The sequence below is a fragment of the Archangium sp. Cb G35 genome (assembly GCF_001896145.1).
In the GTDB taxonomy this organism is placed as follows: domain Bacteria; phylum Myxococcota; class Myxococcia; order Myxococcales; family Myxococcaceae; genus Archangium; species Archangium violaceum.
This window is the reverse complement of the sequence record NZ_MPOI01000004.1, coordinates 643,927-657,620: the sequence shown is the minus strand read 5'-3', so window position 1 is coordinate 657,620 and position 13,694 is coordinate 643,927. Positions and strand designations below refer to the sequence as shown.

Annotated in this window: 1 protein-coding gene (running past one end of the window); it reads left to right on the top strand. The window is 67.7% G+C overall.

Features of this window, described 5'->3' with window-relative positions; genetic code table 11:
* A protein-coding gene (locus BO221_RS16105; protein ID WP_083681071.1) for a non-ribosomal peptide synthetase crosses the window boundary here: on the top strand, positions 1-13,694 show its end. Its footprint begins 18,877 nt before the window's first position; the window shows 13,694 of its 32,571 coding nt (coding positions 18,878-32,571); the start codon falls outside the window, past its left edge; it ends in the stop codon at positions 13,692-13,694.

Below are 13,694 nucleotides of genomic sequence, written 5' to 3'. Positions count from 1 at the left end.
AAGGCCATGAGGCACCGCGTACGGAGACGGAGCGGAAGCTGGCGAGTCTCTGGGCGGAGGTGCTGCGCCAGGAGAAGGTGGGCCTGGGAGAGGACTTCTTCGCGCTGGGAGGGCACTCGCTGCTGGCGACGCAGCTGGTGTCGAGGGTGAGAGACGCCTTCGGAGTGGAGCTGCCGCTGAGGACGGTCTTCGAGGCGCCGACGGTGGAGCGGCTGGCGGCTCGGGTGCGGGAGGCGAAGCGAGGAATCAAGGCGCCGTTGACGCGGGTGCCGAGAGATGGCGCGTTGCCGCTGTCGTTCGCGCAGCAGCGGTTGTGGTTCCTGGATCAGCTCGAGCAGGGAAGCGTCTTCTACAACGTACCCGCGGTGGTGAGACTGAGGGGCGAGCTGAAGACGGAGGCTCTGGAGCGGAGCTTCGAGGAGTTGGTGCGCCGGCACGAAGCGCTGCGCACGACGTTCCGGGTGGAGAACGGGGCGCCGGTGCAGGTCATCTCCGAGGAGCCGAGGCTCGCCTTCAGCGTGGAGGAGCTGAGCACGCTGCCGGAGGCCGCGCGCGAGGCCGAAGCGAGGCGGAGGGCGGAGCAAGAAGCACAGCGTCCGTTCGACTTCGAGAAGGGCCCGCTGCTGAGGACGAAGCTGCTGAAGCTTGGGGAGAAGGAGCACGTGCTGGTGCTGGTGATGCACCACATCGTGTCGGACGGCTGGTCGATGGGGATTCTCGTGCGGGAGCTGGCGGGCCTGTACGAGGCGTACTCGAAGGGCAAGCGCTCTCCGTTGGCGGAGCTGCCGGTGCAGTACGCGGACTATGCGGCGTGGCAGCGGCAGTGGCTGAGCGGGGATGTCCTCGAGGAGCAGCTGGGGTACTGGCGCGAGCAGCTGGAGGGTGCTCCTCCGGTGCTGGAGCTGCCAACGGACAAGCCGAGGCCCGCGGTGCGGACGTACCGGGGCGAGAGCCGGCACGTGATGTGGCCCAAGGCGCTCTGGAAGGCGGTGGAGGCGCTTGGCCGGAGAGAGGGCGCGACACCGTTCATGGTGCTGCTGGCGGCATTCCAGACGGTGTTGTCGAGGTACTCGGGCCAGGAGGACGTGAGCGTGGGCTCGCCCATCGCGGGCCGTACGCACGCGAGGACGGAGGGGCTGATCGGCTTCTTCGTGAACACGCTGGTACTGAGGACGAAGCTGTCGAGGGAGCAGAGCTTCCGGGAGCTGCTGAAACAGGTGCGGGAGGTAACGCTGGGGGCGTACGCGCACCAGGACGTGCCCTTCGAGAAGCTGGTGGAAGAGCTCAGGCCGGAGCGGAGCCTGAACCACTCGCCGCTCTTCCAGGTGACGCTGACACTGCAGAACACGCCGGTGACGGCGGAGGTGAAGCTGGAGGCGCTGACACTGGAGGGCGTGGAGGCGGAGGAGAAGACCTCGAGGTTCGACCTGTCGCTGCTGGTGGATGAGCTGCCGGACGGGGTGGCGGCGACGGTGAACTACAGCAGCGATCTCTTCGAGGCCGCGACGATGGAGCGGCTGCTGGGGCACTTGCGTGTACTGCTGCAAGCGGCGGTGGAGCAGCCAGAGAAGAAGCTGAAGGAGCTGCCGCTGATGGGGGAGGAGGAGCGGCGGCAGCTGGTGGAGGAGTGGAGCGGGAAGGTGAAGGAGTACCCGCGAGAGAAGGCCCTGCACGAGCTGTTCGAGCAGCAGGTGGAGAGAACGCCACACGCCATCGCAGTGGAGTACGAGGGCAGGAGCCTGACGTACGGGGAGTTGGACCGGCGGGCCAACCAACTGGCGCACCACTTGAGGGGGATGGGAGTGGGCCCCGAGGTGAGGGTGGGACTGAGCGTGGAGCGCTCGGTGGAGATGGTGGTGGGGATGCTGGGCATCTTGAAGGCGGGAGGAGTGTACGTACCGCTGGAGGCGAGCTACCCGGCGGAGCGGTTGGAGTGGATGAAGAGAGAAGCGGGAGTGGCGGTGGTGGTGGCGCAGGAGAAGGTGGCGGAGGAGCTACCGGTGGGAGTGGAGCCGGTGGTGAGCGTGGACGGGGAGTGGGAGGCCATCAGTGCCCAGCCGGAGAGCGCGCCGGAGGCGGGAGTGGGAGGAGGGAACCTGGCGTACGTGATGTACACGTCGGGTTCGACGGGAAGGCCGAAGGGAGTGGGAGTGCCGCACCGGGCGGTGGCGAGGCTGGTGCTGGGCGCGGACTACGTGAAGCTGGGGGCCGGAGAGGTAGTGCTGCAGCTGGCGCCGATGGCATTCGACGCCTCGACGCTGGAGGTGTGGGGAGCACTGCTGAGCGGAGCGAAGCTGGTGGTGTACCCGGCGGGGACGCCGACGCTGGAGGAGCTGGGGAGGGCGCTGGGGGAGTACGGGGTGACGGTGCTGTGGCTGACGGCGGCGCTGTTCGAGCAGATGCAGGCGCGGCAGGCAGAGGCACTGGGGAAGGTGAAGCAGGTGCTGGCGGGAGGAGACGTCCTGCCGGTGGAGAGGGTGAGGGAGAGGCTGGCTGGGGGAGGAGTACTCATCAACGGGTACGGGCCGACGGAGAACACGACGTTCTCGAGCTGCAACCGGATGGAGGGAGGAGAGGAAGTAGGGGCGAGGGTGTCGATAGGCAAACCCATTACGAACACGAAGGCATACGTGTTGGATGGGGAGATGGAGCCGGTGCCGGTGGGAGTGGTGGGAGAGCTGTACGTGGGGGGAGACGGATTGGCGGTGGGGTACGTGAGCCGGCCGGAGCTGACGGCGGAGAGATTCGTACCGAGTCCATTCGGCACAGGGGAGAGGCTGTACCGGACAGGGGACATGGTGAGGTGGCAGGGGGACGGGAAGCTGGAGTTCCTGGGGAGGCGGGACGGGCAGGTGAAGGTGCGGGGTTACCGCATCGAGCTGGGAGAAGTGGAAGCGGCGTTGAGCAGGCACCCGGCGGTGGGGGAAGTGGTGGTGGTGGTGAGGGAGGAGGCGCCGGGAGACAAGCGGTTGGTGGCGTATGCGGTGGCGCGAGAGGGGCACGCGCTGGACGCCACGGCATTGCGCGGCTTCCTGGGAGGAATGCTGCCGGAGTACATGGTGCCGTCGGCCATTGTGGAGTTGGAGGCRTTGCCGCTGACGCCCAATGGCAAGGTGGAYCGCAAGGCGCTGCCGGCGCCGCACCTCGGTGGAGAGCAGGATGCGGATTTCACCGCGCCGCGCACGGAGACGGAGCAGAAGCTGGCGAGCATCTTCGAGGAGGTGCTGGGGCTGGAGCGGGTAGGAGTCCGGGGAGACTTCTTCGAGTTGGGAGGACACTCGCTGCTGGCGACGCAGTTGGTGTCGCGGGTGAGAGAAGCCTTCGGAGTGGAGTTGCCGCTGAGGGACGTCTTCGAAGCGCCTTCGGTGGAGTCTCTCGCCGGACGGGTGGAGAAGCCCGTGGGCTCTGGGGTGGTACTCCGGGTTCCGCCGCTGAAGCCGCGAGTGGATCGGCGAGCCGCGCCGCCGCTGTCGTTCGCGCAGCAGCGGTTGTGGTTCCTGGACCAGTTTGAGCGAGGGAGTGCCTTCTACAACGTGCCCGCCGTGGTGAGGCTGACGGGAGCGCTGCGGGAGGATGTGCTGGAGAAGAGCTTCGAGGAGCTGGTGCGTCGGCACGAGGCGTTGCGCACGACGTTCCGCACCGAGAATGGGAAGCCGGTGCAGGTCATCTCCGAGCAGGTCCGGGTGCCGTTGGAGCGAGTGGAGCTCCGTGGGCAGCCGGAAGTGGAGCGAGAGGCCGAAGCGAGGCGGAGGGCGGAGCAAGAAGCGAGGCGTCCGTTTGATCTGGCCAGCGGACCATTGCTCAGAATCACGCTGCTGAAGCTGGGGGAGAGGGAGCACGTGCTGGTGCTGGTGATGCACCACATCGTGTCGGACGGCTGGTCGATGGGGATTCTCGTGCGGGAGGTCGCGGAGCTGTACGAGGCGTTCTCGAAGGGGAAGCCGTCCCYGTTGGAGGAGCTGCCGGTGCAGTACGCGGACTACGCGGCATGGCAGCGGCAGTGGCTGGATGGAGAGGTGCTGGAGGAGCAACTGGGCTACTGGCGCAAGCAGCTGCGGGGAGCACCGCCCGCGCTGGAGTTGCCGACGGACAAGCCGCGCCCGGCGGTGCAGACTTTCCGCGGTGAGTCCCGAGGCATCCAGTGGCCGAGGGAGCTGCAAGACGCGGTGAAGGCCTTGGCGCAGAAGGAAGGCGCCACGCCGTTCATGGTGCTGCTGGCGGCGTTCCAGGTGGTGTTGGGGAGGTACGCGGGGCAGGACGATGTGAGCGTGGGCTCTGCCATCGCCAACCGGACGAGGGCGGAGACGGAGGGGCTGATTGGCTTCTTCGTGAACACGCTGGTGCTGAGGGCGAAGCTGGACGGCAACGCCACGTTCCGGGAGCTGTTGAGGCAGGTGAGGGAAGTGACGCTGGGCGCCTACGCGCACCAGGAAGTGCCATTCGAGAAGCTGGTGGAGGAGCTGAGGCCGGAGAGGGACCTGAGCCGCAGTCCGCTGTTCCAGGTGATGTTCGTCCTGCAGAACGCGCCAGCGAAGGAAGTGAAGCTGGAGGGACTGACGCTGGCGGGAGTGGAAGCGGAGGGGAAGACGTCGAAGTTCGACCTGACGTTGGGGCTGGTGGAGACGGAGCAGGGGCTGGTGGGAGGGATGGAGTTCAACAGTGACCTGTACGAAGCCGCGACGGTGGAGCGGCTGTTGGGGCACTTGCGGGTCTTGTTGCAAGCGGCAGTGGAGCAGCCTGAGAAGAGGCTGAAGGAACTGCCGCTGATGGGGGAGGAAGAGAAGCAGCGGCTGGTGGAGGAGTGGAGCGGGAAGGTGAAGGAGTACCCGCGAGAGAAGAGCATCCACGAGCTGTTCGAGCTGCAGGTGGAAAGGACGCCACGGGCCATCGCGGTGCAGTGCGAGGGCAGGAGCCTGACGTACGGGGAGCTGGACCGGCGGGCCAATCAGCTGGCGCACCACCTGAGGGGGATGGGAGTGGGCGCGGAGGTGAGGGTGGGGCTGAGCGTGGAGCGCTCGGTGGAGATGGTGGTGGGGATGCTGGGAATCCTGAAGGCGGGAGGAGTGTATGTGCCGCTGGAGGCGAGCTACCCGGCGGAGCGCTTGGAGTGGATGAAGAGAGAAGCGGGCGTGGCGGTGGTGGTGGCGAAGGGCAAACCACCAGAGGGCACGGAGCCGGTGGTGAGCGTGGATGGGGAGTGGGAGGCAATCAGCGCGCAGCCGGAGAGCGCGCCGGAGTCAGGAGTGGGAGGAGGGAACCTGGCGTACGTGATGTACACGTCGGGCTCGACGGGAAGGCCGAAGGGAGTGGGAGTGCCGCACCGTGCGGTGGCGAGGCTGGTGCTGGGCGCGGACTACGTGAAGCTGGGAGCCGGAGAAGTGGTGCTGCAGCTGGCGCCGATGGCGTTCGACGCGTCGACGCTGGAAGTGTGGGGAGCGCTGCTGAGCGGAGCGAAGCTGGTGGTGTACCCGGCGGGGACGCCGACGCTGGAGGAGCTGGGGAGGGCGTTGGGGGAGTATGGGGTGACGGTGCTGTGGCTGACGGCGGCGCTGTTCGAGCAGATGCAGGCGCGGCAGGCAGAGGCACTGGGGAAGGTGAAGCAGGTGCTGGCGGGAGGAGATGTCCTGCCGGTGGAGAGGGTGAGGGAGCGGCTCGCTACGGGAGGGGTACTCATCAACGGGTACGGGCCGACGGAGAACACGACGTTCTCGAGCTGCAACCGGATGGAGGGGGGAGAGGAAGTAGGGGCGAGGGTATCCATCGGCAAGCCCATCACGAACACGAAGGCATACGTGTTGGATGGGGAGATGGAGGTAGTGCCGGTGGGGGTGGTGGGGGAGCTGTACGTCGGGGGAGAGGGATTGGCGGTGGGGTACGTGAGCCGGCCGGAGCTGACGGCGGAGAGATTCGTACCGAGCCCGTTCGGCACAGGGGAGAGGCTGTACCGGACAGGGGACATGGTGAGGTGGCAGGGGGACGGGAAGTTGGAGTTCCTGGGCCGCCGCGACGGGCAGGTGAAGGTGAGGGGCTACCGCATCGAGCTGGGGGAAGTGGAAGCGGCGTTGAGCAGGCACCCGGCGGTGGGGGAAGTGGTGGTGGTGGTGAGGGAGGAGGCGCCGGGAGACAAGCGGTTGGTGGCGTATGCGGTGGCGCGAGAGGGGCACGCGCTGGACGCCACGGCATTGCGCGGCTTCCTGGGAGGAATGCTGCCGGAGTACATGGTGCCGTCGGCCATTGTGGAGTTGGAGGCATTGCCGCTGACGCCCAATGGCAAGGTGGATCGCAAGGCGCTGCCGGCGCCGCACCTCGGTGGAGAGCAGGATGCGGATTTCACCGCGCCGCGCACGGAGACGGAGCAGAAGCTGGCGAGCATCTTCGAGGAGGTGCTGGGGCTGGAGCGGGTAGGAGTCCGGGGAGACTTCTTCGAGTTGGGAGGACACTCGCTGCTGGCGACGCAGTTGGTGTCGCGGGTGAGAGAAGCCTTCGGAGTGGAACTGCCGCTGAGGGATATCTTCGAGGCTCCGACCGTGGAGGCGTTGGCGGAGAGGGTGGGCAGCGAGTCGAGCAGAGGAGTGGGAGTCAAGGCACCGCCGTTGAAGCGTGTGGCGAGAGGCGGAGTGCTGCCGCTGTCATTCGCGCAGCAGAGGCTGTGGTTCCTGGATCAGTTGGAGCCAGGGAGCGCGTTCTACAACGTGCCATCGGTGGTGAAGCTGACCGGCGAGCTGGACGTAGAGGCGCTGGAGAGGAGCTTCGAGGAGTTGGTGCGCAGGCACGAGTCGTTGCGCACGACGTTCCGGGTAGAGAACGGAGAGCCGGTGCAGGTCATCTCCGAGAAGCCGGTACTGGCGTTCACCGCGGAGGACCTGAGCGATCAGCCCGAGGCTCGGAGAGAGGCCGAGGCACAGCGGCGGGTGGAGGAGTCGGCCCGGAGGCCGTTCGAGCTCGAGAAGGGTCCGTTGTTGAGGATCGCGCTGCTGAAGCTGGGAGAGAGGGATCACGTGCTGGTGCTGGTGATGCACCACATCGTGTCGGACGGCTGGTCGATGGGGATTCTCGTGCGGGAGGTCGCGGAGCTGTACGAGGCGTTCTCGAAGGGGAAGCCGTCCCCGTTGGAGGAGCTGCCGGTGCAGTACGCGGACTACGCGGCATGGCAGCGGCAGTGGCTGGATGGAGAGGTGCTGGAGGAGCAACTGGGCTACTGGCGCAAGCAGCTGCGGGGAGCACCGCCCGCGCTGGAGTTGCCGACGGACAAGCCGCGCCCGGCGGTGCAGACTTTCCGCGGTGAGTCCCGAGGCATCCAGTGGCCGAGGGAGCTGCAAGACGCGGTGAAGGCCTTGGCGCAGAAGGAAGGCGCCACGCCGTTCATGGTGCTGCTGGCGGCGTTCCAGGTGGTGTTGGGGAGGTACGCGGGGCAGGACGATGTGAGCGTGGGCTCTGCCATCGCCAACCGGACGAGGGCGGAGACGGAGGGGCTGATTGGCTTCTTCGTGAACACGCTGGTGCTGAGGGCGAAGCTGGACGGCAACGCCACGTTCCGGGAGCTGTTGAGGCAGGTGAGGGAGGTGACGCTGGGCGCCTACGCGCACCAGGAAGTGCCATTCGAGAAGCTGGTGGAGGAGCTGAGGCCGGAGAGGGACCTGAGCCGCAGTCCGCTGTTCCAGGTGATGTTCGTCCTGCAGAACGCGCCAGTGAAGGAAGTGAAGCTGGAGGGACTGACGCTGGCGGGAGTGGAGGCGGAGGGGAAGACGTCGAAGTTCGACCTGACGCTGGCGATGGAGGAGACGGAGCAGGGGCTGGCGGGAGGGATGGAGTTCAACAGCGACCTGTACGAGGCGGAGACGGTGGAGCGGCTCCTGGGGCACCTGCGGGTGCTGCTCGAGGGAGCTGTGCGGGCGCCGGAGAAGAGGCTGAAGGAGCTGCCGCTGATGGGGGAGGAGGAGAAGCGGCGGCTGGTGGAGGAGTGGAGCGGGAAGGTGAAGGAGTACCCGCGAGAGAAGGCCCTGCACGAGCTGTTCGAGACGCAGGTGGAGAGGACGCCCCACACCATCGCGGTGGAGTGCGAGGGCAAGAGCCTGACGTACGGGGAGTTGGACCGGAGGGCCAATCAGCTGGCGCACCACCTGAGGGGAATGGGAGTAGGCCCCGAGGTGAGGGTGGGGCTGAGCGTGGAGCGCTCGGTGGAGATGGTGGTGGGGATGCTGGGCATCTTGAAGGCGGGAGGAGTGTACGTACCGCTGGAGGCGAGCTACCCGGCGGAGCGGTTGGAGTGGATGAAGAGAGAAGCGGGCGTGGCGGTGGTGGTGGCGAAGGGCAAACCACCAGAGGGCACGGAGCCGGTGGTGAGCGTGGATGGGGAGGCCATCAGTGCCCAGCCGGAGAGCGCGCCGGAGTCAGGAGTGGGAGGGGGGAACCTGGCGTACGTGATGTACACGTCGGGGTCGACAGGCCGCCCCAAGGGAGTGGGAGTGCCGCACCGGGCAGTGGCGAGGCTGGTGCTGGGCGCGGACTACGTGAAGCTGGGAGCCGGAGAGGTGGTGCTGCAGCTGGCGCCGATGGCATTCGACGCCTCGACGCTGGAGGTGTGGGGAGCACTGCTGAGCGGAGCGAAGCTGGTGGTGTACCCGGCGGGGACGCCGACGCTGGAGGAGCTGGGGAGGGCGCTGGGGGAGTACGGGGTGACGGTGCTGTGGCTGACGGCGGCGCTGTTCGAGCAGATGCAGGCGCGGCAGGCAGAGGCACTGGGGAAGGTGAAGCAGGTGCTGGCGGGAGGAGACGTCCTGCCAGTGGAGAGGGTGAGGGAGCGGCTCGCCACGGGAGGAGTACTCATCAACGGGTACGGGCCGACGGAGAACACGACGTTCTCGAGCTGCAACCGGATGGAGGGAGGAGAGGAAGTAGGGGCGAGGGTGTCGATAGGCAAACCCATTACGAACACGAAGGCATACGTGTTGGACGGGGAGATGCAGGTAGTGCCGGTGGGAGTGGTGGGAGAGCTGTACGTGGGGGGAGACGGATTGGCGGTGGGGTACGTGAGCCGGCCGGAGCTGACGGCGGGGAGATTCGTACCGAGTCCATTCGGCACAGGGGAAAGGCTGTACCGGACAGGGGACATGGTGAGGTGGCAGGGGGACGGGAAGCTGGAGTTCCTGGGGAGGCGGGACGGGCAGGTGAAGGTGCGGGGTTACCGCATCGAGCTGGGAGAAGTGGAAGGGGCGCTGAGCAGGCACCCGGCGGTGGGGGAAGTGGTGGTGGTGGTGAGGGAGGAGGCGCCGGGAGACAAGCGGCTGGTGGCGTACGCGGTGGCGAAGCCTGGACAGAAGCTGGAGGCCGGAGAGCTGCGCGGCTTCGTGAAGGAAACGCTGCCGGAGTACATGGTGCCGTCGGCGGTGGTGGAGCTGGAGGCGCTACCGCTGACGCCCAACGGCAAGGTGGACCGGAAGGCGCTACCGGCTCCGGAGCAGGAGAGAGTGCGGGAGGGACACGAGGCTCCGCGCACGGAGACGGAGCGGAAGCTGGCGAGCCTCTGGGAGGAGGTGCTGCACCAGGAGAAGGTGGGCCTGGGAGAGGACTTCTTCGAGCTGGGAGGGCACTCGCTGTTGGCGACACAGCTGGTGTCGAGGGTGCGAGAGACGTTCGGAGTGGAGCTGCCGCTGAGGGCGGTTTTCGAGGCGCCGACAGTGGAGAAGTTGGCGGCGCGGGTTCTGGCCACGAAGGTGGGACTCGGGGCGCCGCCGTTGATGCGTGTGCCGAGAGACGGCGCGCTGCCGCTGTCATTCGCACAGCAGCGGCTGTGGTTCCTGGATCAGCTCGAGCAGGAAAGCGCGTTCTACAACGTGCCCGCGGTGGTGAAGCTGAAGGGGGCGTTGGACGTGGGCGCGCTGGGGCGAGGCTTCGAGGAGCTGGTGCGCCGGCACGAGGCGCTGCGCACGGCATTCCGGACCGAGGGCGGGGAACCGGTGCAGATCATCTCCGAGGAGCCGCGGCTCGCGTTCACCGTGGAGGAGCTGAGCGGACTGCCCGAGGCCCGGAAAGAGGCCGAGGCGAAGCGTCGAGTAGAGGCGGAGACCCAGCGTCCATTCGACCTGGCTCAGGGTCCGCTGCTGAGGACCACACTGCTGAAGTTGGGGGAGAGGGAGCACGTGCTGGTGCTGGTGATGCACCACATCGTGTCGGACGGCTGGTCGATGGGGCTCCTGGTTCGGGAGCTGGCGGCTCTGTACGAGGCGTACGCGCGGGGTAGGCCGTCCCCGTTGGCGGAGCTGCCGGTGCAGTACGCGGACTACGCGGCGTGGCAGCGGCAGTGGCTGAGTGGAGAGGTGCTGAAGGAGCAGCTGGACTACTGGCGCAAGCAGCTGAAGGGAGCGCCGCCCGCGCTGGAGTTGCCAACGGACAAGCCTCGCCCGGCGGTGCAGGCGTACCGGGGCGAGCATCGGAGCTTCCACTGGCCGAGGGAGCTGCGGGAAGCGGTGAAGGTCCTGGCACAGCGCGAGAGCGCCACACCGTTCATGGTGTTGCTGGCGGCGTTCCAGACGGTTCTGTCGAGGTACTCAGGGCAGCAGGACGTGAGCGTGGGCTCGCCCATTGCCAACCGCACCCGAGCGGAGACGGAGGGGCTGATTGGCTTCTTCGTGAACACGCTGGTGCTGAGGGCGAAGCTGGACGGCAACGCCACGTTCCGAGAACTGCTGGGACAGGTGAGGGAGGTGACGCTGGGGGCGTATGCGCACCAGGAAGTGCCCTTCGAGAAGCTGGTGGAGGAGCTCAAGCCCGAGCGAGACCTGAGCCGCGGCCCGCTGTTCCAGGTGATGTTCACGCTGCAGAACACTCCGGTGAAGGGTGTTGAGCTGGAGGGACTGACGCTGGAGGCGGTGGAGGCGGAGGGGAAGACGTCGAAGTTCGATCTGACGTTGGCGATGGTGGAGACGGAGCAGGGGCTGGCGGGAGGGATGGAGTTCAACAGCGACCTGTACGAGGCGGAGACGGTGGAGCGGATGCTGGGGCACCTGAGGGTGCTGCTGGAGGCCGCCGTGCGTGCGCCGGAGAAGAGGCTGAAGGAGCTGCCGCTGATGGGGGAGGAGGAGAGGCGGCAGGTGGTGGAGGAATGGAACACCACCGGAAGGACGGGCCCCGAGGACGAGTGCCTGCACGAGCTGTTCGAGAAGCAGGTGGAGAGGACGCCGGAAGCGGTGGCGGTGGTGAGCGGGCGAAAGGAGCTGAAGTACGGAGAGCTCAACCAGAGGGCCAACAAGCTGGCGCACCGGCTGAAGAAGCTGGGGGTGGGCCCTGAGGAGAGGGTGGGGCTGTGCGTGGAGCGCACGGAGGAGATGGTGGTGGGGGTGCTGGGGGTGCTCAAGGCGGGAGGGGCGTACGTGCCGTTGGACCCGAACTACCCGAGTCAGAGGCTGGGCTTCATGTTGGAGGAGGCCAGGCCGAGGGTGGTGGTAGGCCAGTCGCACTTGCTGGAGAAGCTGCCGGAGGTGGGAGCGCAGCGGGTGGAGCTGGAGAGCGAGGAGCTGGCTGGAGAGAGGACGGACAACCCGGGCAGGAGCGCGGAGCCGGGGAACGTGGCGTACGTCCTGTACACGTCGGGCTCGACGGGGAGGCCGAAGGGAGTGGCGCTGGAGCACCGCAACGCGGTGGCGTTCGTGAGGTGGGCGGCGGGGGAATTCAGTGGAGAGGAGTTGGAGGGTGTGCTGGCGGCGACGTCGCTGAACTTCGACCTGTCGGTATTCGAGCTGTTCGCGCCGCTGACGAGGGGCGGAGTGGTGGTGGTGGCGGAGAAGGCGCTGGCACTACCGGAGCTGGAGGGAGCGGGGAGGGTGAGGGTGGTGAACACGGTACCGTCGGCGATGGCGGAGTTGGTGCGAAGCCGGGGAGTGCCGGAGGGAGTGAAGACGGTGAACCTTGCGGGAGAGCCGCTGACAGGGGCACTGGTGAGGGCGATACACGAGGCGCTGCCCGGGGTGGAGCGGGTGCTCAACTTGTACGGCCCGACGGAGGACACGACGTACTCGACGTACACGCGAGTGCCCGGCGATACGCAGCGAGAGCCGACGATTGGTCGGCCCCTGACGGGGAAACGGGCATACGTGTTGGACGTGGAGATGGAGCCGGTGCCGGTGGGCGTGGCGGGAGAGCTGTACCTGGGAGGAGAAGGCCAGGCACGGGGCTACTTCGGCAGGCCGGAGCTGACGGCTGAGCGCTTCGTACCGAGCCCGTTTGGCGGAGGAGAAAGGCTGTACCGGACAGGAGACCGGGTGAGGTGGCTGGCGGGAGGGGAGCTGGAGTACCTGGGGAGAATCGACCACCAGGTGAAGGTGAGGGGCTTCCGCATCGAGCTGGGCGAAGTGGAAGCGGTGCTGCGGCAGCAGGAGGGCGTGCGCGAGGCGGTGGTGGTGGTGAGGGAGGACGGAGGCGAGGGCAAGAGGCTGGTGGCGTACGTGGTGCCGGAAGGAAGAGCGCTCGAGGCGGCGGTGTTGCGGCAGTACGCGAGGGAGAGGTTGCCCGAGTACATGGTGCCCACGGCCATCGTGGTACTGGAGGCCCTGCCGCTGACGCCCAACGGCAAGGTGGACCGGAAGGCGCTCCCGGCTCCCGAGGGGCTCTCGCTGGAGTCCTCCGTCGTGGCGCCTCGGGACGCGTGGGAGCTCCAGCTCGTCCGCATCTGGGAGGAGCTGCTGGGTGTCCAGCCGGTGGGGCCCGGGAGCAACTTCTTCGAGTTGGGAGGTCACTCCCTGCTGGGCATGCGGCTCATGTCGACGATCCGCGAGCGTCTGGGCCGGAGCCTGCCTGTGGCGGCGCTGTTCCAGGCGGCCACCCTCGAGGAGCTGGCGGTGCGGCTGCGCCAGGCGCCGGGGCGCGTGTCTCCGCTGGTGCCTTTGTCGACGGGGGGCTCGGGCCGTCCCTTCTTCTGCGTCCACCCCGTGAGCGGCACGGTCCTGCCCTACCTGGAGCTGGCGCGGCGGCTCGGCACGGAGGTTCCGTTCTACGCGTTGCAGTCCCCGGGGCTCGAAGGGGAGTGCGTGCCGCTCCAGACGGTCGAGTCCATGGCGGCCTGCTACGTGGAGGCCCTCCGCACCGTCCAACCCACGGGTCCGTACCGGTTGGGTGGCTGGTCCCTGGGTGGGGTGGTGGCCTTCGAGATGGCGCGGCAGCTCGAGCAACAGGGCGAGCGTGTGGAGCAGCTCGTGCTCGTCGACGCCTACGCCTTCGAGCAGCGCCTGCCCGAGGGGGCTGGTGCCGCGTGGATCGCCTCCCGGTTCGTGGAGTTCACGGCCCGGCTCCTCGGCCTGCCCGTTCCAGTGCTGCACCTGGAGGACTCACTCCCGGAGCCCGAGGAGGTGTTGCTGCGCCGGCTGCTCGACCTGGGCCGCGAAGCGGGGGTCCTGAAGCAGGGCGTGGGGTTCGAGGAACTCCGTCTCCTGTACCGCGTCTTCGAGAGCAACCTGCGTGCCCTGGCGCGGTACGTGCCGGGGCCCTACGGCGGCCGGCTCACGCTCTTCCGGGCGAGCGGGACGGCCGTGCCCGTGTCGGCGGGGAGCTCGGGAGGCTGGGGCCGCTGGGTGGCCGGGGGGGTGGAGGAGCACCAGGTCCAGGGCGATCACCACTCCATCCTCCAGGCGCCGGCGGTCCAGACGCTCGCCGAGCGGCTGGGCATGCTCCTGGCGGCCCGGTCCGGAAAACCTGAGTCTTGA